Annotated in this window: 29 protein-coding genes, 1 pseudogene and 1 riboswitch; of the genes and pseudogenes, 4 read left to right on the plus strand and 26 right to left on the minus strand. The window is 35.2% G+C overall.

Annotated elements, in window-relative coordinates; genetic code table 11:
* The 17 genes and pseudogenes from PHP06_00850 to thiC form a co-directional block, all read right to left on the minus strand.
* The coding region (locus PHP06_00850) for an extracellular solute-binding protein (protein MDD3839108.1) at positions 1–504 on the minus strand (504 nt) is incomplete at its 3' end.
* Between the two features lie 149 nt (positions 505–653).
* Entirely contained in the window at positions 654–1,679 is a 1,026-nt protein-coding gene (locus tag PHP06_00855) for a LacI family DNA-binding transcriptional regulator (GenBank protein MDD3839109.1), read from the minus strand.
* Positions 1,680–1,930: 251 nt separating this feature from the next.
* Complete coding sequence (locus PHP06_00860; GenBank protein MDD3839110.1) at positions 1,931–2,836, minus strand: methyltransferase domain-containing protein; 906 nt, start codon at positions 2,834–2,836, stop codon at positions 1,931–1,933.
* A gap of 34 nt (positions 2,837–2,870) precedes the next feature.
* Positions 2,871–3,422, minus strand: a complete 552-nt coding sequence (locus PHP06_00865; GenBank protein MDD3839111.1) for a sugar O-acetyltransferase — start codon at positions 3,420–3,422, stop codon at positions 2,871–2,873.
* A gap of 223 nt (positions 3,423–3,645) precedes the next feature.
* Positions 3,646–4,422, minus strand: a pseudogene (locus PHP06_00870) (cation:proton antiporter).
* A 41-nt stretch (positions 4,423–4,463) separates the two neighbouring features.
* Positions 4,464–4,856: an ACT domain-containing protein gene (locus tag PHP06_00875; GenBank protein ID MDD3839112.1), complete on the minus strand. Its 393-nt coding sequence runs from the start codon at positions 4,854–4,856 to the stop codon at positions 4,464–4,466.
* 79 nt (positions 4,857–4,935) lie between these two features.
* On the minus strand, positions 4,936–5,694 hold the full coding sequence (locus PHP06_00880; protein ID MDD3839113.1) for a transposase: 759 nt from the start codon (positions 5,692–5,694) through the stop codon (positions 4,936–4,938).
* 33 nt (positions 5,695–5,727) lie between these two features.
* Positions 5,728–6,282 (minus strand): flavodoxin domain-containing protein, encoded by a 555-nt coding sequence (locus tag PHP06_00885; GenBank protein MDD3839114.1) that lies wholly within the window; start codon positions 6,280–6,282, stop codon positions 5,728–5,730.
* 72 nt (positions 6,283–6,354) lie between these two features.
* Entirely contained in the window at positions 6,355–6,672 is a 318-nt protein-coding gene (locus PHP06_00890) for a DUF3784 domain-containing protein (protein MDD3839115.1), read from the minus strand.
* A 191-nt stretch (positions 6,673–6,863) separates the two neighbouring features.
* Positions 6,864–8,135 carry a hypothetical protein gene (locus PHP06_00895; GenBank protein ID MDD3839116.1) on the minus strand — a complete coding sequence of 424 codons (1,272 nt, stop codon included), beginning with the start codon at positions 8,133–8,135 and terminating at the stop codon, positions 6,864–6,866.
* The gene (locus PHP06_00900) at positions 8,132–8,620 is read right to left on the minus strand and encodes an RNA polymerase sigma factor (GenBank protein ID MDD3839117.1); all 489 of its coding nucleotides are present in this window, start codon (positions 8,618–8,620) and stop codon (positions 8,132–8,134) included. The genes PHP06_00895 and PHP06_00900 overlap by 4 nt, the downstream gene beginning before the upstream one ends.
* Before the next feature lie 267 nt (positions 8,621–8,887).
* Positions 8,888–9,313 carry an Hsp20/alpha crystallin family protein gene (locus PHP06_00905; protein MDD3839118.1) on the minus strand — a complete coding sequence of 142 codons (426 nt, stop codon included), beginning with the start codon at positions 9,311–9,313 and terminating at the stop codon, positions 8,888–8,890.
* 84 nt (positions 9,314–9,397) lie between these two features.
* Positions 9,398–10,045, minus strand: coding sequence for an HAD family phosphatase (locus PHP06_00910; protein ID MDD3839119.1), 648 nt, complete (start codon positions 10,043–10,045; stop codon positions 9,398–9,400).
* A gap of 15 nt (positions 10,046–10,060) precedes the next feature.
* Positions 10,061–10,699, minus strand: a complete 639-nt coding sequence (gene thiE, locus PHP06_00915) for a thiamine phosphate synthase (protein ID MDD3839120.1) — start codon at positions 10,697–10,699, stop codon at positions 10,061–10,063.
* The gene (gene thiM / locus PHP06_00920) at positions 10,689–11,525 is read right to left on the minus strand and encodes a hydroxyethylthiazole kinase (protein ID MDD3839121.1); all 837 of its coding nucleotides are present in this window, start codon (positions 11,523–11,525) and stop codon (positions 10,689–10,691) included. Before thiM ends, thiE begins: the two co-directional genes overlap by 11 nt.
* 33 nt (positions 11,526–11,558) lie before the next feature.
* The gene (gene thiD, locus PHP06_00925; GenBank protein ID MDD3839122.1) at positions 11,559–12,365 is read right to left on the minus strand and encodes a bifunctional hydroxymethylpyrimidine kinase/phosphomethylpyrimidine kinase; all 807 of its coding nucleotides are present in this window, start codon (positions 12,363–12,365) and stop codon (positions 11,559–11,561) included.
* Positions 12,366–12,403: 38 nt separating this feature from the next.
* Positions 12,404–13,705, minus strand: coding sequence for a phosphomethylpyrimidine synthase ThiC (gene thiC, locus PHP06_00930; protein ID MDD3839123.1), 1,302 nt, complete (start codon positions 13,703–13,705; stop codon positions 12,404–12,406).
* A gap of 74 nt (positions 13,706–13,779) precedes the next feature.
* A riboswitch (TPP riboswitch) is annotated at positions 13,780–13,880 on the minus strand.
* 158 nt (positions 13,881–14,038) lie between these two features.
* Between thiC and PHP06_00935 the strand changes: the two genes are divergently transcribed.
* On the plus strand, positions 14,039–14,506 hold the full coding sequence (locus PHP06_00935; protein ID MDD3839124.1) for a QueT transporter family protein: 468 nt from the start codon (positions 14,039–14,041) through the stop codon (positions 14,504–14,506).
* On the opposite strand, the gene PHP06_00940 is transcribed toward PHP06_00935, so the two are convergent.
* The 8 genes from PHP06_00940 to PHP06_00975 form a co-directional block, all read right to left on the minus strand.
* On the minus strand, positions 14,493–15,332 hold the full coding sequence (locus PHP06_00940; protein ID MDD3839125.1) for a YitT family protein: 840 nt from the start codon (positions 15,330–15,332) through the stop codon (positions 14,493–14,495). The genes PHP06_00935 and PHP06_00940 overlap by 14 nt on opposite strands.
* A 101-nt stretch (positions 15,333–15,433) precedes the next feature.
* Positions 15,434–15,784, minus strand: coding sequence for a type II toxin-antitoxin system PemK/MazF family toxin (locus PHP06_00945; protein ID MDD3839126.1), 351 nt, complete (start codon positions 15,782–15,784; stop codon positions 15,434–15,436).
* 4 nt (positions 15,785–15,788) lie between these two features.
* Positions 15,789–16,064 (minus strand): ribbon-helix-helix protein, CopG family, encoded by a 276-nt coding sequence (locus PHP06_00950; protein MDD3839127.1) that lies wholly within the window; start codon positions 16,062–16,064, stop codon positions 15,789–15,791.
* A gap of 101 nt (positions 16,065–16,165) precedes the next feature.
* On the minus strand, positions 16,166–17,152 hold the full coding sequence (locus PHP06_00955) for an outer-membrane lipoprotein carrier protein LolA (protein ID MDD3839128.1): 987 nt from the start codon (positions 17,150–17,152) through the stop codon (positions 16,166–16,168).
* 16 nt (positions 17,153–17,168) lie between these two features.
* On the minus strand, positions 17,169–18,716 hold the full coding sequence (locus PHP06_00960; protein MDD3839129.1) for an NAD(P)H-hydrate dehydratase: 1,548 nt from the start codon (positions 18,714–18,716) through the stop codon (positions 17,169–17,171).
* Positions 18,679–19,104 (minus strand): holo-ACP synthase, encoded by a 426-nt coding sequence (gene acpS, locus PHP06_00965; GenBank protein MDD3839130.1) that lies wholly within the window; start codon positions 19,102–19,104, stop codon positions 18,679–18,681. Before acpS ends, PHP06_00960 begins: the two co-directional genes overlap by 38 nt.
* Positions 19,105–19,317: 213 nt before the next feature.
* A complete protein-coding gene (locus PHP06_00970) occupies positions 19,318–19,782 on the minus strand; it encodes a chemotaxis protein CheX (GenBank protein MDD3839131.1) in 465 nt (154 codons plus the stop codon).
* 166 nt (positions 19,783–19,948) lie between these two features.
* Positions 19,949–20,503, minus strand: coding sequence for an O-acetyl-ADP-ribose deacetylase (locus PHP06_00975; GenBank protein MDD3839132.1), 555 nt, complete (start codon positions 20,501–20,503; stop codon positions 19,949–19,951).
* A gap of 155 nt (positions 20,504–20,658) precedes the next feature.
* On the opposite strand from PHP06_00975, the gene PHP06_00980 reads away from it, so the two are divergent.
* The 3 genes from PHP06_00980 to PHP06_00990 all read left to right on the plus strand — a co-directional run bounded on the left by PHP06_00980 (position 20,659) and on the right by PHP06_00990 (position 22,476).
* Entirely contained in the window at positions 20,659–21,966 is a 1,308-nt protein-coding gene (locus tag PHP06_00980; GenBank protein ID MDD3839133.1) for an FMN-binding glutamate synthase family protein, read from the plus strand.
* Positions 21,967–22,046: 80 nt separating this feature from the next.
* Positions 22,047–22,154: a sporulation protein YjcZ gene (locus tag PHP06_00985; GenBank protein ID MDD3839134.1), complete on the plus strand. Its 108-nt coding sequence runs from the start codon at positions 22,047–22,049 to the stop codon at positions 22,152–22,154.
* Positions 22,155–22,344: 190 nt separating this feature from the next.
* The gene (locus tag PHP06_00990) at positions 22,345–22,476 is read left to right on the plus strand and encodes a sporulation protein YjcZ (protein MDD3839135.1); all 132 of its coding nucleotides are present in this window, start codon (positions 22,345–22,347) and stop codon (positions 22,474–22,476) included.
* Positions 22,477–22,544: 68 nt separating this feature from the next.
* Here PHP06_00990 and PHP06_00995 read toward each other — a convergent pair whose 3' ends face one another.
* Positions 22,545–22,748, minus strand: a complete 204-nt coding sequence (locus PHP06_00995; protein ID MDD3839136.1) for a DUF3006 domain-containing protein — start codon at positions 22,746–22,748, stop codon at positions 22,545–22,547.
* Between the last annotated feature and the right edge of the window lie 19 nt (positions 22,749–22,767).

Genomic DNA, 22,767 nt, shown 5'->3' on the forward strand with positions numbered 1-22,767 from the left:
TAATTCCCCATTTAAATTGGTGCCGATTTCTAAAGTATAAGGCACTAATTTAGATGTTACTTGATCCACATCAGGAAAATCCAACGGTCGATATCCCCCTGGCATATCAACAAATCGCTTTACAAAAGCGTTCTCTGCCGCATATACATCCGGCAAATCTCCTGACCTTGAAGCTGATTGTACTTTTGTCTGATAGTTTCCATCCGTATCTGCCGTAATTTGGTCTTTTACGGTAACGCCGGGATAGGCCTTCTCAAATGCCCTTGCTAATGCAGGACCTTCATCTGAATTAAAGTGCCAAAAAGTAAGTGTACCTGTCAGTTCTTTATTTCCGTCGCTTTCATCTGGATCAGTCTCCTGCTCCGCTTGGTCCGTATCTATTTGCTGGTCTGTTTCACTTTGCTGTGCATCATCGGTAGTTTCTGTTTGGCCACAAGCTGTAAACAATGCAAACATCAGACTCAAACATATAAATGAAGCTAAAATCCTTTTGAAAGACTTCATAAAAAACACTCCTCCTTTTATTTATTTTAAAGGTAAACCCTCATGCTAAATTTTTGTCATAAAATCGTATATGCTCATGTGAAAATTTTAAGAGAATTTGTAAACGCGCGTTCATAGAATTAAAAAAACAAAGACCTAGGAATTAAATTTTAAAGTAAACTTTTGCAAGATTGACGAACTATTAATTCTACTGGTACATTGTAAGATGTGTAATAACTGACTTCTTGATCAACTGCTTTGATAAGACTGTTTGTTGCAATAGATGCCATCTTCAATAAAGGCACTCGCACAGTTGTCAATGATGGGTTAAGATATTTAGATACTTCAATATCATCGAAACCTATAACAGAAATGTCATCGGGTATCTTAAAACCGGCATTGCGAATTTCTTCATATACACCTAAAGCCATACTATCATTTGCTATAAAAATAGCGGTAGGCTTTGCTTTTTTTAATAATTTTTTGGTGGCTTCACAACCACTTTCTTCAGTATAGTTCCCTTTTACTATCATGCTCTCTTGTATAGAAATACCTGCATCCTCTAAAGCCTTCCGATATCCCTGAATTTTGCATATGGCAGTCCATTGCCTTTCATCCCCACTGATATGGGCTATAGATCTATGTCCTAATTGAATGAGATACTTGGTAGCATCATAAGCTCCGCCATAGCTGTCGCTATTAACTACAATAGCTTTGGTAAATTCGCTGATTCCGTTCTCTTGCTCTAGCACCACTACTTTGTATCCATCCTGAATTATGTCCTTGATTTTCTTTTCATTGTTGTTACTTCCGATAAATATTCCCCCGGAAATTGTTCCGTTATCAAAAAGATCACTAGCTCCTTTAAACTCATCATGATTGTTGATTATAGCAATCAATACTTTATAACCTTTTTTGCTAGCCTCATCAATAACACCATTAGAAAATGGAGAAAAGTAGGAACTGGTTGTCATTTTATTGCTTTGTTTTTTTGTATCCACAATAAACAATCCTATTATTTTGCTTGTTTTTCCTGCCAACATCTGAGCAGAGAAATGCGGCACATAGTTATATTCCTGGATTGCCTTTATCACTTTTTTTCTAGTTTCTTCTGTAACGTTTCCATAATTATTAATTACTCTTGATACAGTACTTCTGGAAACACCTGCTATCTTAGCGATGTCGGATGCATTTATCTTTTTTTTCAAGGTCCCCACCCCAATTATTTTGTCCCATCACCGGTTTTGATCAATCTGAATCTATGGAAAGTAGTATCTTGCTATATCCGAAATGTTCTGTTGAATATTTTATGAATGCGCGTTTATACATTTATTTTACAGTCTTTACATAAATATTGCAAGTGTTTTTTTAAATTTATATATATTTTCTGATAATATTTCTAAAACCATGCACAGAGCTGCTACGCTGTTTTTCAAATAGATCCGGTTCAACCTTTATTACCTATAATAACAGTAAAATCAGCCGTTATATCATTTATTTTCATATTCAAGGCCTGTTCTATTTTTGAATCTGTAGCTGACCACGATAAGGGAGTCATCTTTATAAAGTGTGTAAAGTCTTTTTTGTCTATCTTTTTGTTATATGATACTTGTATAACATCCAATATATTGAAATGTTTGCTATAATGTCTTATAACTTTTTTATTTGAATATATATTTTTGTTTAATTTATCATAAAATACGTCTCTTAATTCTTTTAGATAATTGCTCCCCGGAACAACTTTAATGAGTATTCCATCGTCCTTTAGGACTCTACCAAATTCTCCATAATTAGCAGGGGAAAGAATGTTAAAAATAATGCTGAATTGTCTGCTCCTAAAGGGAATTCTAGCCAAATCCCCTACACACCAAATAATATCAAAATAGCTTTTAGACGCCATCAATATCCCTTCTTTAGATATGTCAATCCCTGCACCTAATACGTTGCTATCAGTCCTGTTATATAATCTGCTTACAACTTGTCCTAGATGAAAACCTTGTCCACACCCTGCATCTAATATTTTTATATCCTTAACATTGTCTTTCTCTGATACACCTATTATAAAATCGCTTATACAATTCAGCATCGGATCGAAAAAACCGCTTTCACACACTGTATTCCTAGAATGGAACATTTCCTCATCATATTCTGTTTTAACAGGTCTTGATAAAAAGTTTACATACCCTTTTCTAGCTATGTTAAAACAATGCCCATTCAAACAAACCATATCTTTTAAATCCCGGATATCAATTTTTGCTTTACATATAGGACACCTAAATATGTATATATTCTCTTTGAATTTGCTCTTTCGGATAGAACCATTTTTCATAAGTTCACCACTTTTTTTGTGCACATAAATAACCTCCATCTAACATAAAAATAGAGTATTAAATTTTTTTAATTATTTTACAAGGATTTCCCGCAGCAACTACGTTATCAGGTATATTTTTAGTTACAACACTGCCTGCACCGATGGTTACATTGCTACCTATTCCCACTCCTGGGCATATTATCGCCCCACCACCAATCCAGACATTATCTCCTATAGTAATTGGCTTGGCGAATTCCTTACCAGCAATCCTTTCTGTAGCATCAATAGGGTGGGCAGCAGTATATATTTGAACATTGGGCGCTAAAAGCACATTATCTCCAATCTTGACTTTATTCACATCAAGTATAACACATCCAAAATTAGCATAAAAATTTTTCCCAACTTCTATATTGTATCCGTAATCACAATAAAATGGCGATTCAACATGAAAAGTACCTTTAAAAACAATCAATCGCTTTAAAATTTTCTGTCTTTTCCCTTTTTCACTGGGTCTTGTTTGATTGAGTTCAAAAGTTAAATCTCTTGCCCGTTCTCTTTCTTTTACCAACTCTTCATCATCTGCGCTATAATATTCTCCTGCCAGCATCTTTTCTTTTTCACTTCTCATAATAGCTTTCTCCTTTCCATCTTATTCTTGATAGATCACATTAGCCCAACTACATAAGTCAATTTCTATAATTTTTCTCCACATTTCTTCATAAAATTCATTACTGCAGCTGTTAATATAATAGATACCACAAGCAATCCGATAATATATAATATCCAAAATATTGGGATAAATATTAGGATAAAAAAATGTAGCTGCAATACCAATTCTATATGTTTCCGCTCTATACTATATTTCGTGAAAAATCATCCATATCTTTACATGATTTTAATTCTGAACACAACAATTTCTGTGCAAAAAGATTAATTCCAATTGCCCCTAATGGTGCTGTAATCAATATTGATAATACTGCAACAGCTAACATAAGGTCTCCTGATTCTACCCCTAGAGATAATGGAACTGCTCCCATTGCCGCTTGCACAGTAGCCTTTGGTATATAAGAAATAACACAAAATAATCTTTCCTTCCAATTTAAATCTGTGCCCAATACAGAAATAATAACTCCTATACTTCTTCCTAATAACCCAATTAATATAATTATAATACCCATTCCTCCTGCATTAATAGCTACCTTGATATTTACTTGGGCTCCTACCAATACAAATAGTAATATCTCTGCAAAAACCCATATTTTATTAAATTTTACCGCTAATCGTTCTCCTACATTAGGCATTTTTTCTACTATGATAAAACCTATGGTCATAACTCCCAATAGAGATGCTATTTGTATTTTTGTTTTTAATAAATTTTCTAACTCAGTAAGTAAAACTGATAAACCAAGTATAAGTAAAACCTTTTTAGTATCCCGTATATGATATGTTTTAAAAATTTTCACCAATATAATTCCAATAATGATACCGGTTATAATGCCCAACAATATCGATATTGGTATACTCAACACTTGTATGCCAATATTCACATGCGAACTGCTATATAGACCTAGAAAAACGCTGAATACAGTAATAGCAAAAACATCATCAATAGATGACCCTGCTAGTATGCTGCAATACTTATGTCAACAAACTGCTATTTAAAATAGTTCTATGCATTTATAATCTCATATTTTTCAGCAGTCAATGCATCTATAGCATTCTCCACCTCATGGTCTTTAACCAAAATATAATCTGTATCATACGTTGAAACAACAAATATGCTTATTTTTTCCTGTGCCAGAATTGCACTGATTGACGAAAGGACTCCAATCAATGAAAATTCCAAAGGCCCTTCAATCTTTAACACTCTCCAGTCTCTTTCGCACCTTACATCCCTCGGAATATTGTCTTGTAGACATACAATTGATAGTTCATCCCATGTTTTTGTTATAGAATAAAAATCGCAATTCTGTATCCAATCAGGAATTAATTCATCATTATTTAGCCTACAAATCCCAAACCTTTTATTAAACAACCTCATTTTAAATCTTTTTGCTGACATGCTCCCGGTTCCAACCTCTCTCTTGATCTTTTTTGTGTCACGGGGACGTTTTTTGTGTGTCACGGGGACGTTTCGTTCGTCACGTTTTCCTCACTGCCCTTTGAATAATTCCACGCCCTATTCCTAACACTCTACTCAGTTGCCTTATACTCGCTCCAGTGTACTGTTTGATATTATAAATTAATTTATCTCTCTGCCTTTTTGGCATTTTATTCATTGCATCTATTCTATATCTAGTTTTTATCTTACGTTTTAATTCATAGTCCGAATATTTTTCTTTTTCTTCATATTCGAGACACTTATCATCATTTAACTCATTCATATATTTCTCAAAACTATTTTTATGTTCAAAATAACCAACCACTATATCAGTATCAATATCTACTTTTTTTCCATTATATCTTTGTATATATTGGTAATAACTGCTCCATCTATATTCTTCAATTTTATCCGTTATCTTTGCTTTTATAGGATTTTGGTGTATATATCGTGTTACTACAATCAAATAGGGCTCGTTTTCTACAGGCTCACTTCTAAATCTATTTTGAAACAAGTGCCCCTCTCTCGCATATTTATCGTTATACCATTGCACATAGCTAACTGCAATTCTCTTTATAATTTTACCTATTTCTTCACTCTCTTTTATTAATAGATGTACGTGATTAGACATTAAACAGTATGCATATATAAAAAACTGGCTCTTTTGTCTTGCCTTAAAAACAGCTTGTATAAATTTTTCTCTATCCTCATCGTCTCCAAATATTTTAGATCTGTCTATCCCCCTTAACATAACATGATAAATCCCGGTTTTACTTCTCTTTCTCCTTTGCCTAGGCATTTTTATCACCTAACTTTGATTTAACATCTATCGCTATCTGTGTCGAGCGAAACGTCCCCTTGACACGTAATCTACTAATGGCTGTATAGTTTTTATATCAGTGAAATCAACTATATCTCCATATGTATCTAACATCATTTTGTCATCATCCGATAAGTCTTGTGGATTTTTATTAGATATCATTTTCTTGAGCATTGCCATCATAATTTTATGTATAAAGTTTAATCTTTTGTAATCAATTGCCCCTCGTAAGTGAAAGAACTTCATATTGCTCCTCATCTCTGATGTGAAGTTTTTCTCAATAATTGGTTGGAAAATGCTTTTATCATCAGTAGAAGCAAGTCCCACTGTAAAAACAATGATATTTTTATCTCTTATTTTTTTGAAATTTTTTGTAATAAAAGATATCCCATTAATCCCGCTGGCGTAAAGACCCCCTCCGTAAATTATTGTATTATATGATGATAGAGCTTGTGCATTTATCTGTGAACACTCAAACAGATCAGAATCTATTTCCTTTGCTATCCATTCTGCATATTTTTTTGTACTACCGTATTTTGATCTGTATATCACTGCTGCTTTCTCCACATTATATTCCTCCCTAAAATCTATTTAGCCGTACCTAACCTTGAATTTTTAAAATCAAGTAAAATTATATATTTATCTTTTAAAACGATTTCCGGTATTCATATAAACTACTCCCCCTATAATAACCGATGTAAATAATAACCATGATATGCTTATGGCATATTGGGCTATGCCCTCATTCAAAGATAAACTACCACCAATTAAAAGGATTACTGCTGAGGCAATCAATAAATTGCCTACAAATTTCGTCAATTTTTGTTCATCATATTTTTTCTTTTCTTCTTTCGACATAGTATTATATCCTGCAATGAGACTGCTTGCCTTTGTAATCCTGATTATCAAACCGATGAAAAGCATTGTAAATCCGCCTAAAATATTAGCAATCCACACAATAAAGCACCCGCCATATGATATTTATTTCTATCTTATTATTTTATAATATATGCCCTTATAAGTCACCCATATATTTACACATTCTCATTTTTTATCTAAATTAATCGGATACTTTTCTAATCTATCTCATACAAAAAAATCCCATACCATAATATCCAGGTACAGGATAAAATTTATGCTATACCGCTTTATTTATTTCCCTCTTTAATATAAACACTGATCCCATCCATATTATCTTCATTTTTTGCCTGTTCCAACAAATTTATAAGTTGACCACTTTCAATATCTCTGGGAGTAACATTATCCACCATTATCAGCATATCGTTATTTTCTGCATATAATCCGTATTTGCTGAAGTTGCAACCATTATCGATAAAGACTCTATGGGCATTGGTCAAAATTTTAGCAATGCTTTCAATAGAATTATCAGGTAAGTCAAGACGTATTGTAACTTCTGATTTAAGGGGTAGTGATCTATCAAAGGGCATGCCCAGCTTTAAGATTTCTTCTGCATGCCCATATTCATCCTTATCATACATGACCATTGTAGAGTTGTTTTTAAAACCCAGTTTATTTGCAATAAGCGCTCGCGCAAGATTAGAATATTCCTCCGATAGTCTCTGCAATGTATTGAACATGCCTAACACATAGCTATCATAATCATCTCTTTGCACCTTACCTTCTCTATAATATATGTTGAAGTGAATGTCTATATTAGTTTTTGACTTTGCTTTTGCTACATATGAGATATTTTTGAAGTTGTATCTGGATTTCTCTACTTCCAGATTCAAAAACGGATATTCATTCTCAACATATCTCTTGATTGCGTTATCGGCTATCTTAGCAGTGATTGGATTCCCTACAAATGCGTTAGTAACAAACAAAATAATCCCGATCAGTAAGAAAGCTACTATACCTGCAGCCGCTCTTAATATTTTTTTGTTTTTATTAAAAGCAAAACCCAACAATTTAGCGATCACTACTCCAAGAAATACCACAAAAGTATAAATGCCGCTTAAATAGATTGAATAATGAAATACCTCTATTGCAAAACCATCCTGCACAATACCGCTGGTAACAAGCCATACATAAGACAATCCAAACATTCCAACAAGCGCAAAATACCATTTTGTTTTCAATATCAAATATCCCAATACACCTATAACAGGCATAATGATAAAATTATAAAACATGCTAGATGAATTAGATAATGCCACTCCTATCATAGAACCAATAGCCAATAAAATCAGTCCCATGATAAATATATTCTTTTTTATGGATGATATTATTTTTCGGTCATCTATTTTATTCAGAGCATTTGGATTGTAATTTTCAAACTCCTCTTTACAACTTTGGCAGATCTCTACATGATGCAGCACCAAATCCCTGCTGTCCTGGCTGGCTACACCATCCTTTACAAGAGGTATCAAGTCCAATATTACATCACAAGAGCACTTCAAATCAACCCCTCCTTTTTTAATACAGATTTTAGCCATCTTTTTGTTCTAAAATTGATAACTCTGGCAGAATTCTCCGAAATACCTATTTTATCTGATATTTCACTGTAGCTTGCTCCTATTACCCGCATGCGAATCACCTTTTGAGTTAACTCATCTTTCTCCGATAATAGCAAAATAATTCTATCTACTTTTAGTTTTGTAATGACGCTATCCTCTAAAGAATCGTGAACGTACAGCTGCAACAAATCATTATACTCCAACTCAGGTTTCTTCCGCCTCAAAGACTGCAACCATAAATGCCGTGCGATGCTAAACAGCCAAGTTTTAACTGAAGAGTTACCTTTAAAGTTACCAATGGACGAAATACACTTTACAAAGGTTTCCTGCAATAAATCCTCTGAAAGGATAGGATTATTTGTAAGATGCAGTAAATAGATATATACATCTTGTTTATACTCTATATATAACTTTTCTATTTGCTTCACCTAAATCCCCCTTTCATTTATTAGTCTCATTTTAACACCTAATATTACACTCTAAAAACAAAATAAATATAATAAAGAAAGAGACTGGTTATTGCCTCTAGCTTTACAGACTAATAAAGCAACCAGTCCCTTTTCTTTTTAAGTTCACGCTACGGGGCACGGCATGTCATCGTGTGTCTTTTATGTCAAACGAGACGTCCCTATGCCACCCGTTATGTGTCAAACGAAACGTCCCCGTGGCACGTTTAAAACGTCCCCGTGGCACGTTTATTGGATGTCAATTTTTCTTGCTTTGGCTTTTGAAGGTTCAACCTTGGGAACTGTAATAGATAAGATGCCGTCTTTATATTCAGCCTTGGCCTGTTCTGATTTCACCTCTACAGGAAGGGGTATCGTCCTCGAAAAATTACCGTAATATCGTTCCATCCTATATGCATTTTCATCCTTAAACTCATTTTCTCTTTTGGTCTGTCCCGAAAATTTTACCGAATTTTCATCAATATATAAGTTTAAATCTTCCTTGGAAACTCCAGGTATTTCAGCCTTGATTATCACATCATTCTCTGTTTGATATACATCCACCCTAGGGGAAGAAATTCCCCCAAACAGTTTTGACGGTATATCAAATAAATTGTTCATTTCTCTGCCGATATTATCCATGTCTCTAAAAGGATTCCATGGCATAAGGCTCATTTTTATCCCTCCTTCATATTTTACTCAATGATAGTTTTTGCTTTTATGATATTTTTATGAGTATATTTGAAAGAGGAAGCCCTCCTAATCTAATAATTGACAAAAATCATAGATGAAATAATCCGCATGTTTTTTTATATCCTTTTTTTCATGTCGGGAATACCTGTCATAGACTCCGACTGTCTTCATGCCGGCTTTTTTAGCGCTAAGTACTCCGGGAAGAATATCCTCAAACACAATACAATGCTTTGGATTTAGCTGGAGCCGCCTAGCAGTTAATATATATATATCCGGAAAATTTTTGTCCCTATCCACCTCATCAATGGTAGAGATAACATCAAAATACTCAAGGACATCATTGTTTTTCAATACCGGTTGGATAAGCTCCATACAATTGCTAGTAGCCAACCCAGCTTTAATACCTTTTGACTTTAACATTGAAAGATATTCCCCTGCTCCCGGCTTAAGTCTCACATTGTTAGCATACTCATGATAGGCCATTTGATTCCACTCGTCCATTATATCCTGTATATCATCAGGTAATTGGAATCTTTGTTTGAAATATACAGCTGTCTCTTGAAAAGTCATATTTTTAATGATACTGCTCACATCCTCCGGCACAGGAATATTCCTCTTATTTAAAAAATCAAAATCTACTTTTTCCCATACTCCCATAGAGTCAATGATAGTCCCGTCAAGATCGAATATTGCCCCTTTAATCTCTTTGATCATAATCTATCTCCCAATTCATTCTATAAATATCAATTTGTCCTTAATATGCTGTGCTGCCTTTTTTATGTCCTGTTTCCCCATTATGGCAGAAACAACAGCAACACCTTGAATACCGCTGCCATCCAGTTCTACTATATTATACTCATTTATACCTCCAATAGCAACAACTGGAATATCCAACTTTCTGCATATATTCTTCAATTCATTCTTGCTCACATAGCCTGCATCCTTTTTGGTGCCGGTAGCAAACACAGCACCTGCACCGATATAATCAGCACCCTCTTTTTGGGCTTTTAACGCCTCTGATAATGTTGTGGCCGATACTCCCAAAATTTTGTCTTGTCCCAGTAAAGAACGGGCAATAGATACCGGCAGATCACTCTGTCCCACATGAAGTCCTGCTGCATCCACTGCTAATGCAATATCCAGCCTATCATTTATTATTAAAGGCACACCATATTTGTCAGTAACCTGCTTTATCCTTATGGCAACATGATAAAACTCCATGGTAGATATATCTTTTTCCCTCAACTGTACCAGCGTTGCCCCTCCTGATATAGCCTGTTCCACAGCTTGCTCTAGGCTGATATTGTCTAGTAAATTTCTATCAGTGACCAGATAAAGTTTATAGTCTACTCTGTTTTTATTCTTCATTTATCTTACCTCTTTTCATTATATCATCTGCCGAAAGTCTATATATGCTATCCATCAACTTTATCCTAAAACCCCCGCTACCCTCTTCGTTTTTTATTAACTTGTGATAGGCAATCTCTCCAGCTATCCCCATAGAAGAAACCCCTGCAGTAGCAGCAGAAAGATAATCATCGGTTACAGCAGAATATACACCTATGAGCGAGGTGCACATGCATCCTGTGCCTGTTATACTGGAAAGCATAGGATGACCATTGTCTATAAAAAACGCTTTTTTACCATCAGAGATAATATCAGTAGCTCCGGTTATGGCAACAACACAATTCAAGTTATTTGATAGTTTCCGCGCAATATTGCTTGCGTGCTCTAAATCTTTAGCCTGAACAATATCCCGTTCAGAGACATCCACCCCTTTGGTCTTTGACTCTAATCCACTTATTGATTTTATTTCCGACATATTACCCCGAATTACCGCCAGCTCAACCTCATTTATCATCATCTGGGCAGTCCTGTTTCTTAAATCACTTGCTCCGGCACCTACAGGGTCAAATATAACGGGGACACCTAATGCATTCGCCTTTTTCCCAGCTGTCAGCATAGATTTGATAGTTCTCTCATTGAGGGTCCCCATATTAACCACCAAGGCAGAGGATAGACCAACTATATCTTCCACCTCTCCTATATCATCTGCCATTATAGGGGAACCGCCTATCGCCAATGCTACATTTGCACAATCATTTACTGTGACATAATTGGTAATATGATGTACCAAAGGTTTTTTTGCTTTTATATTTTGCAACAAATTACATATTTTATTTTTTATATTCATTTTAAAATACACCTTCTATTCTAAATTTTGTTTTTATTCCGTTGGAATACCCGCTTTTGTATAAAGCTCATAAAAATGATTGGTAGGTCCTGCCCCATTGCCTATTGCTAAAGAATGCTTTATAGCCACAGTGATATACTCTTTAGCTCTCTTTACGGCAGTCATAACATCCATTCCCAATGCCAAATTAGCTGCTATGGCTGAAGAAAGGGTGCATCCTGTGCCGTGTGTATTTTTTGTTTTAACCCTTTTTTGTTCTAAATAGATTACATCTTCACCATCGTACAAAACATCTATAGAATCCCCTGATAAATGTCCCCCCTTTACCAGTACATTTTTCGGACCCATTTGGCGAATGATCTTGGCTGCCCTTTCCATTTGTTCCAATGTGCTTATTTTTCTATCTATAATCTTCTCTGCCTCTGGAATGTTGGGAGTTACAATCCACGCTAAAGGTAATAATTCCTTAATTAAAGTATCTGTAGCCTGAGGATTGAGCAGTGAATATCCGCTCTTGGACACCATAACAGGATCCAGAACAATATTGTTTGGTTTGTATCTTTTTAATCTATCTGCTATCACTTTTATGCTGTCTATTTGAGATACCATACCTATCTTTACCCCATCAACTTCAATGTCTTGAAAAATAGCGTCTATCTGTTTTCCGATAATGTCCGGCTTTATATCCTGCACATCCACTACTTTTTGAGTGTTTTGAGCGGTTACCGCAACTATCACACTCATTCCAAATACTCCATGAGCTGAAAAGGTTTTCAAGTCAGCCTGGATCCCGGCTCCACCGCTAGAATCCGAGCCTGCAATAGTAAGTACTTTTTTCATAAACCATCACCCTCTTTTGTATATTTCTCATCACATACTCATTTGATTTGAACATCCTTACCACCAATCACTTTATTCATGTTTCTAACCGCACACATTTTTCCGCACATTGTACAGGAATCCTTTTCTTGGGGTAAGGATTCAGTCCTATATTTTCTGGCTTTTTCAGGATCAATGGCTAATGAGAACATAGCATCCCAATCCAAATGCTGTCTTGCCCTGCTCATTTGATAATCCCATTTTTCTGATCCGTATATCCCTTTAGCTAAATCCCCAGAATGTGCTGCGATCTTGGTAGCAATTATTCCCTCCGTCATATCCTCAAGGGTAGGCAGCCTTAAATGTTCCGCAGGAGTTACATAACATAGAAAATCTGCTCCATTTGCTGCCGCAATAGCACCGCCGATAGCACTGGTTATATGGTCGTATCCAGGTGCTATATCTGTAACTATAGGACCTAATACATAAAAGGGAGCTCCTCCGCACAGCTTTTTCTCCAGTAAAACATTGGCAGCTATTTCATTTAATCGCATATGCCCCGGTCCTTCTATGATAATCTGTACATTTTTATTCCATGCCCTTCTGGTAAGCTCACCTAAAACTATAAGCTCTTTAATCTGACTTGCATCAGTAGAATCTTCAATGCTGCCGGGCCTGCATGCATCCCCCAGGCTCAAAGTAACATCATATTCAGCACATATCTCTAATATCTCATCGAATCTTTCATAAAAGGGATTTTCCCGATTATTGATCTCCATCCAGCTATAGATCAAGGAGCCACCTCTTGAAACAATATTCATAAGTCTTTTATTTCTCTTGAAAATCTGTGCTGTCTCCTTATTTATTCCTGCATGAATGGTCATAAAATCCACCCCGTCTTGGGCATGTTTTTCAATAACCCTTATAAATTCATCTGAAGTTATATCCTTTAAGTCCTTATCATAGAAACCTACCGCATCGTACACCGGCACAGTCCCTATCATGGCAGAAGACATCTCTATCAATCCCCTTCTAAATTCTTCAGTCTTTCCATAAGAACTTAAATCCATAATAGCCTCTGCCTGCATTTGAATAGCTTTTTCTGCTTTCTTTAATTCCTGTTCAACACTGCAGCAATCTTTAGAAACACCTAGATTCACATTTATTTTAGTTTTTAAACCTTGCCCCACCCCTTCAGGGCTCAATGATTTATGGTTTTTATTTGCAGGTATAGCTACCTTTCCCTGGGCTACAAGTTTTATCAAGTGTTGTACATCAATATTCTCCTTTTCAGACACCGTTTTTATTTCTTTGGTTGCTATACCCTTTCGAGCAGCATCCATTTGAGTTGTGTAATCCATAATCCATCTTCCTCTCTAATTTTTAGATATAAAAAATGCTTACCCGTAAGGTAAGCATTTTATATCTGACACCGCAATCGACATTCTTTGCTTCCCTACGGTAGTATTAACTACATCAGGTTCAAAGGGTCAGGTTTTAACCTTCTCAACCATAACGGTTCCCCTGCAAAACAAGATTTCTAATATTAAATTATTATCATTATACAGTTAACATATAGTTTTGTAAAGCAAGATTAGATATATAATGTTTAAATTCTAGATTTTGCTTGTATATATTTGATGTTTAATTTAAAATATATAGATGTATCTATTTTAAGTTATGGGGTGATTATTATGAAAACTAATTACATAGTGAAAGCTGGTATAATCGCAGCCATATATGTGGTGCTCACAATTCTACTAGGAGAACTTTCATATGGTCCCATCCAATTCAGAATATCTGAGGCATTGGTTCTTCTTCCCTTGGTAGAGAATGCAGCCATACCCGGGGTTTTCATAGGATGTATGTTGGCCAACATATTTGGTGGATTAGGGCCACTGGATATATTTGGAGGAAGCCTTATCACTTTGATAGCTGCATATTTAACTTCAAAGGTAAAGAACAGATATGTCGGGATGGTACCTCCAATACTCCTCAATGCAATGGGTGTCCCTTTAATACTCCTGTTTACTTTACCTAAGGAAGCCATAAAATATGGGTATTGGGGAACAGCATTATCTATAGCGTTCAGCGAAGCAGTAGTGCTGACTATCTTCGGTCTGCCTATTCTGTATCTGTACCAAAAATTTAATAAAAAATAGTATTATCAAATCCTTCTCCCATAACCTCCTTGGCGTCGCTGATTGTTACAAAAGCAGACACATCAATTTCACTTATAGCATCACGAAGTTTACCTACTTCCATCCTGGTTACTACACATAAAAGAACATCTTTTTCTTCCTCGGTAAACATGCCTTTGCCTTTTAACGATGTCACTCCCCTATCCAGTTTAGTTATTATGTTCTCAGCTATTTTCTGCCCTTGGGATGAAATTATTATAAATACCTTTGCATCATTAAAGCCTTCCAACACCAAATCTATCGCTTTAGTACTTATAAACAAGGATATGATGGCATACAAAGCCCTATAAATATCAAATATTATCCCTGCTGCAACAACTATACAAAAATCAATAACAAACAATATCCATCCAATACTTAAAAAAGGAACAAATCTATGTATTATTCTTGCTGCAAGATCTGTACCTCCGGTGGTAGCATTGCTTCTAAACACCAGACCCAAACCTAATCCTACAAAGATCCCTCCATATATTGAGGAAAGAAAAATATCATCGGTAATAGGAGGGACTTTTAAAACATCTATTGAAATAGATAGAAGTAACGTTGCAATGATAGTTTTAATACCGAAATGTTTACCTAATATTCTAATCCCTATGATAAACAAAGGAATATTTAATAAAATCATGGTAACCCCTACAGGAAAACCGGATATATGATAGATTATAGTACCTATTCCACCTACGCCTCCTGCTGCTATTTTGTTCGGTATCAAAAATAAATTAAAGGAAAGAGCTGTTATAATAGTGCCTATTATCAGTCTAAAATAATCCGTTATATATCTTTTCATGGTATTTCTCCCTATTTAAATAAATGTTTTTCTTATGTTCTTATTTATTCCATAAACATAAAAAAATATTAAAAATAAAAAAGACAGGAAACTGTCTTTTATCATATATCTATAAGTCCAAAGCTTATTCTTATAGCTTCGTCCACTTTCTTCATCATCTCTGAACTCAAATATCCTATTTTCTCTTTAAGTCTCTTTTTATCTATAGTCCTTATCTGCTCAAGCAATATAACAGAGTCCTTTGGAAGACCGTATTCTGCAGAACTGATCTCAATATGGGTAGGAAGTTTGGCCTTATTTATTTGAGAAGTAATAGCTGCAATTATTATGGTAGGACTATACTTGTTTCCAATATCATTCTGAACAACCAGCACAGGCCTTACCCCACCTTGTTCAGATCCAATAACAGGGCTCAAATCAGCATAATAAATATCGCCTCTCCTAGTTAACATAATATTACTCACACTCCGCTAATAGCGCTTCGTAGGCTTCGTATAGCTTTTCGTCAATGCCCATATCTGATTCGGCTAATTCAGAATTTATCTTAGACATCTCTTGGTAACCCTTTTTCATCTTTTCCCTTATCTGAACCTTTCGCCTTTCACGCAGATACAATTTCATAGCTTCTCTCACAAATTCACTACGGTTTCTTTTTTCCATCGCTACTATCTCATCTACTTCCCTGAGCAAACTGTCAGGCAAACTTACTAATATCTTTTTCAACTCTGCCAATTACGGCACCTCCTATATTGATAATATCAGGTGCATTAATATAATAAGATATATAAACATATATCTTATTATATATCATCCTTCAAATATTAGTCAATTATTTATCGCATTGATTCAACTATTTTAGATAAATCATTTATTTCTTTTTCCGACTTAACTTCAATTGTAACACCGTTGGAGTTCCACTTATGCAAAACATCCCACCTGCTTCCATCATCAACTGCAATCGCAGGCAATACATTTTGTTTGTATTGAACTATGCTAAACAATGTTTTTCTATCCTTACCATAATTTATTATGACAATATTTCTATTATTTACTCCAGCTATGCAATTAATACTTTGCATATAAAATCCTTGGGGCAAATACCTAGGTATAGCAATCTCGAATCCGACAATCCTTTCTGCTTCTCTCACAGAGATATCATCTTTTTGAACAGGCTCATCATATTGGAGTTTATAATGATTAATATCAAACAACTCATCATTCATTTCTATATTTACCTGTATCTGATTATATATTATGGTAATAGAAGGCTGATCTTCATTATCAATAATCTCTAACTTGCTAGGCACATCCTTTTGCAGATCAAACCATAATCTCTGGCTGCTAAAGTTTTTATCCTGTCCCGGTATGGTACATCGTAAAACCATGTACTCACTCTGATTGGACTCAGTCAACTCCATATCCACTTGTTCAGTATCCATAAAATGCTGGGCAAAATTCCCTAAGAAAAGCCTCTCATTTTCATGCCCTCTTTGATAATCTATAAGATATTCTTCATCTATATAAGGATGATATATCAATATCCGGTTTCCGTCACATATCGTCAATTTACCTTTAAGCACTTCCGGCTGTATTATTTCTATCCTGTATTTATCAGGAAAATAGTACCACTGTTTCATCTTATATCTATCAACGCTAACTTTTCTCCTATATATTACATCAACTTCACAATAATAATTTTCCACATCATTTATATACTTTTGTACATCCAACATTATTTCCTGGGGCGTAGGCTCACTGCATGATGTCAACCCAAATATTAATAAACCGGTAACTATAATAATATACTTTTTAATGTTCAAGCAGTAAGCACACTCCTTAATCATTAATGCATAAAATTGCTTTAGGCAACATACCTATTACATCACTAGCAATGAGTCCAAATTCTCCTTTAACTTTTGAAGCTTGATCCCCGGACACTCCATGTATAAAAACCCCTGAGTAACAAGCATCATACAATGGTATCCCCTGCGCAATAAAAGATGCAATTATCCCGGCCAGCACATCTCCCATCCCTGCAGTTGACATTCCAGGGTTACCTGTATTATTTATAGCTAGCTTCCCTTCGGGAGAAGCAATTACAGTAGAGGCCCCTTTCAGTATTGTTATAACATTATATGTTTTGGACAACTCTTCTGCAATATTGAGCCTATGGCTTTGAACCTCTTTGATAGATACTCCTTTCAATCTTGCCATCTCCCCGGGATGAGGAGTGATAACTAAAGGGCAGTTTGCCTTTTTCAAACAATCCAAGTTTCCTGCTAATACATTAAGGCCATCAGCATCAATTATCACAGGCACATCCGAATATCTTATAATTTTACCAATAATATTGTAATTAACCTCATTTGTTCCGATACCTGGACCGAATACAATTGCATCGCTTTGATCTATCAAAGGTTTCAGCTGGCTTATGCATTCAATTGAAAGAACACCCCTTTTTTGCTCTTTAAGAGGGACTGTCATACCTTCGGTCAGCTTGTTCTCCAAAATATCCACTAACGATTCCCCTACCGCTACTTTCACCAGTCCACATCCGCTTCTCAACGCAGCCTGTGCTGTCATAGTCGGTGCTCCTGTCATTCCTGTAGAACCACCGATCACAAGCACCCTTCCATAGCTTCCTTTGTGAGTATCATTACTCCGCTTGCCAAAATACCTTTTTATATGTTCTTTTGTTATCATTTCTCGCTTTGCGCCATCATTTTCAAATGCCTGGGGTGGTATCCCAATATCCGCAATAATCAATTCTCCTGTATAGTCTCTTCCCGGATACACCAGGTGTCCTATCTTAGGCAGTTGGAATGTTACGGTAATATCAGCCTTTATGGATGTACCGCATATTCTACCCGTTCCACCATCAATTCCTGAGGGTATATCTACTGCAATAGTATATTTGCTATATTTGTTTATTGCCTCTATAACTTGCTGTATATTCCTTCTTACTTCTCCTTTTAGTCCAGTTCCTAATATTGCATCTACTACTACATGAGAACGCATTATATTTTTTATTATATCCTCTGTTATATTTGTATTAATTTTTTCAACTAATATTCCTATTTTTTTTACTATATGATAATTTACTAACGCATCTCCCTTAATTTTAGAATCATCACCTACAATATAAACAATCACATTGAACTTTTTATTATGTAATTGTCTGGCAACTGCAAATCCGTCACCCCCATTATTACCCGTTCCGACAAATACGACTACATTTCTGCCATTTTGTTTACCTAAATGACGGATTATTTGATCAGTGACACGATAGGCTGCATTTTCCATCAATACAACTCCAGGTATTCCTATCTCCCTTATAGTATACCCATCAATCTCCGACATCTCCTGTGGCGTTACCACCCTCATTATACCCCTCCTCGTATATAGCAATCGCATGGGCAACTGCATAATATCTGCTATGCGAAATAGATATTAAAATATCATCTATTTTTTTGTCCTTACAATACTTATATAAGTTATTGAACAACCTTATGCAAGGTTTACCTGCACCATTTTTATATATCTCTATATCCTTCCATTTAAAGCCTGCAAGGCCTGTTCCTACTGCCTTCAAAACCGCTTCTTTAGCTGTAAAATAACCTGCTATGGTATCTATATTATATTTTCTCTCTTCAAAGTATCGTATCTCACTAGGAGTAAAAACTCTCGATATAATTTTTCTATTTCTATCAATCGCTTCTTTTATCCTATCTATTTCAATTATATCTATACCGGTACCATATACCAAATCCATACTCTCCTATCTCTTTAGTTATATAAACTATACAGCAAACCCCTATTAGATAGTTTAACCTAAACCTTTCCGAACATATATACACTACCTACGGAGATAGCTTAATATATCACACTATATATAACAGTATAATTTATAATCCATATATACTATTATAGTGAATTCTAAACAAATAAAAAGGCTTTCTCTTAAAATTAAGGGAAAGCCTTTTTATTATTTCTCCTCTGCTGCAATTCCAATTTCTATATTACCTATATCTCCAAGCTTTATAGGAATACATAACGTATTAATTTTGTTGGATACCTCCATACTATCACCGGTCAATATTGATGGAGGTGTTATGTCTATATTGATAGCTCTGTTATAAAGCAAAGTACTGGTGTTCCCCATTATCATATTTCCCAATTCAGAAATAGCGCTTAACGCCATCTGGTCCAAAGTTTCTACCTCCATACCTCCCATCATTGAAGAAGCAATTTTCATTGCAGTCTCTTTGTCCATATTAAACTGCACCTGACCGTTCAACTTGCCTGTAAGGCCTATAATGATTATTATTTGGTTGCCTCTATAAAGTGAATTTTTAAGATATATCTTTCCAATCTCTGAATCAACTCCGCAAACTTTTTTCAATACAGATGTGCTGGCTTCGATAAATGGGTTTATAAATTCAGCTTTCACTAGATTGCCCCCTTGTATATGATTAAAAAAACAGATATACGAAGATAATACTACCTTATGCCTTCTATTTCAATAAATATAACAACAGAGCAGTGCAATTGATACTTTGGTCTCATTTTTTTTAGTATAAAAGGATTATATATTCCCTTTGGATGGTCCTCCCGGTTCATATGTTTTTAATTTTACTTTCAAGTACAGTTCTATAAATATTATAATCATTTTCTGTAAAAAGAATAAATTTGATAGTTTCCAATCCTCTGTTCTGATTTTCTATATAATCCATCACCGTTTGGATAGCCAATTGTGCTGCATGTTTTATAGGAAATCGATAAACACCCGTACTTATAGAAGGAAATGCTATTGATTTTATATCATATTCATCTGCCAGCTTTAACGAATTATTATAGGCATTTGTTAACAATGTATCCTCCCCCTTATTCCCTCCTCCCCATATAGGTCCTACAGTATGTATCACAAATTTGCACTTAAGCTTCCCTGCATTGGTTATCACTGCTTGTCCTGTAGGGCATCCTCCTTTTGTTTCCCTTATTTTTTTACACTCCTCCATAATCTGGGGACCACCTGCCCTATGTATGGCACCGTCTACTCCTCCACCACCTAGCAATCCAGAGTTAGCTGCATTTACTATAGCATCAGTATCTTCTAAAGTTATATCACCTTTTTTAAGCAACAGTTCAACATTTTTTATATGTGCCTTCATTGAAAACTTTCCTCCTTCTTTAAAATAATCCTATATATTGATTATATTAAACTTTTGCTGCCAAATAAAATTTTTAAAGCTTTATTTTGATTATGCATATATAATTGCCCCAAAATTACGAAATACTATATTAAAAAGGAAAGGATGATATAAAAATGTCTTTAATGCAAAATTTTTATAGCAGAATAACTGATAACCTTTTAGATAAGCTTACAGATATGAAGATGGTAAAAGCACCTATGTTGGTGGATAACTACAGCTTTATTAAATTGATGGGAATAGCTGAAAGAGCGAAAACAGGAAAACCACTCTCTCAACCCCTAGGCTCAACAAATGATTTCAAAGACTTCCAAGAATTAATGCTAATCCCCAACTTATTTCCTTTAGAAGACAATAATGATATAGACACTCAAGTTGTGATAGGAAACCAAGCCCAAAAACCGATGACACTTCCTGTTCCTTTTATGGTTGCAGGTATGGCTTATGGCGCTTCCATAAGCATGAAAGCTAAAATAGCTTTAGCAAAAGCAGCCGCTTCCATTCAAACAGCTACAAATTCAGGAGAAGCAGGTTATATCCAACAAGAACGGGAAATTTCTTGTCTATACGTTGTGCAGTATAATCGTGCACAATGGGGGAACAGTGAGGAAGAATTAAAGAAAGCAGACATGATTGAAATAAAGATGGGGCAGGGTGCTAGCGCTGGTGATGGTTTTAAGGTTCCTTATCAAATGATAGATCAAGACTTTAGGGAGCATATAAAAATTGATAAAGAACAAGATGCAGTAATGCCTGCCCGTTTTCCTGATATAAACACAGCTGATGATTTAAAAAATAAAGTGGATTATTTAAGACAAATATCTGAAGGTGTACCTATAGCCGTTAAAATAGCGGCCGGCAATATCGAAGCTGATATAGATATTTTACTTTATGCGGGAGTTGACGCAATAGTAATAGATGGAGCACAAGGAGAAACAGCCAACAGTGCTGAAATAACTATAAATAATTTCGGTATTCCAACTTTACATGCATTGATAAGAGCAGATGAATATCTAAATCAGAAAAATGCTCGAGACAAAGTATCGCTAATAATAACAGGAGGAATAAGGGATAGTGGTGACATGCTTAAAGCAATGGCTATGGGGGCAGATGCCTTCTATATAGGATATCCCTTAACTATAGCCTCGATATATACCCAGCTGGCAAATCTTCCTGCCGGAAGCAGCCCGGTAGATATTTATCTCTATGAGGGTAAGCACAAAAACTTGTTGGATGTGGAAGAAGCTGCAAACTGTACTGCCAACTATCTAAAAGCCCTTAAAGAGGAAATAAACATCGGCCTTAGATGTTTAGGTAAAAATTCAATAGCAAATCTAAATAAAAATGATTTGGTTGCACTAACAAAAGATATGGCAGAAATCACCGGGGTTAAATTGGCTTACAATATGCATAAAATAAATTGATACATTTATTATCACAAAAATTGTGGGGTGTTCATAGTATATATTATAAAGTAATAATTAATTAAAGGTGAGGTGAAATTATGGGTTACGGTTGTGGAACTGGCAAAGGCAGTGAATTATTATTCTTCTTCCTTCTCCTTGTAATCCTATTCTGCGGATGCGGATTTGGAGGAATACTTGAAGAATAAGACTTATTAAGGTAACCTGACAGTACATTTTAGAAAGGATAGATGAGTCATGCTTTTCATCTATCCTTTCTTTATTATTTAAAGGTTTATCAAATATTTCATTTAAATGTAACACAACAACTTCAATATACATATATATAGAGTAACTAAAAAATATATAAATCAGTATATATAGTCGGGAGGTGAATCCATGGGCTTTGGCGGAAAAGGCGGCTGCGGTTTTGGTGGTGATGGTTCCAGCTTATTATTTTTCTTCCTACTTTTAGTTATAATATTCTGCAACTGCGGCGGATTAGGATTTGGATTGGAAAAAACAGAATAAATAGAAAAACGCCACTTTGTTTGCAGCAAATTAAAGTGGCGTTTCTTTATAATAGAGTTATAAAAATTTCAATCCTCCCATACGTCATCCATCAACTTTTCTATTTCATTTTTACTTTTTTGCGTTGCTTCTCTATCTATTTTTATGCAAAGTACATCTCCTGGCTGTGCTTTTTCAGGAATTACTTCCAACGGAATATCAATGGTATTATTGCTGCCCTCGACTTCAACTACTGCAAAATTACCCTCAAACCTGTCTATAATTATTTTCATAGATATCCTCCTTTTGACT

This window comes from Clostridia bacterium (genome assembly GCA_028698525.1).
Classification (GTDB): Bacteria; Bacillota; Clostridia; order JAQVDB01; family JAQVDB01; genus JAQVDB01.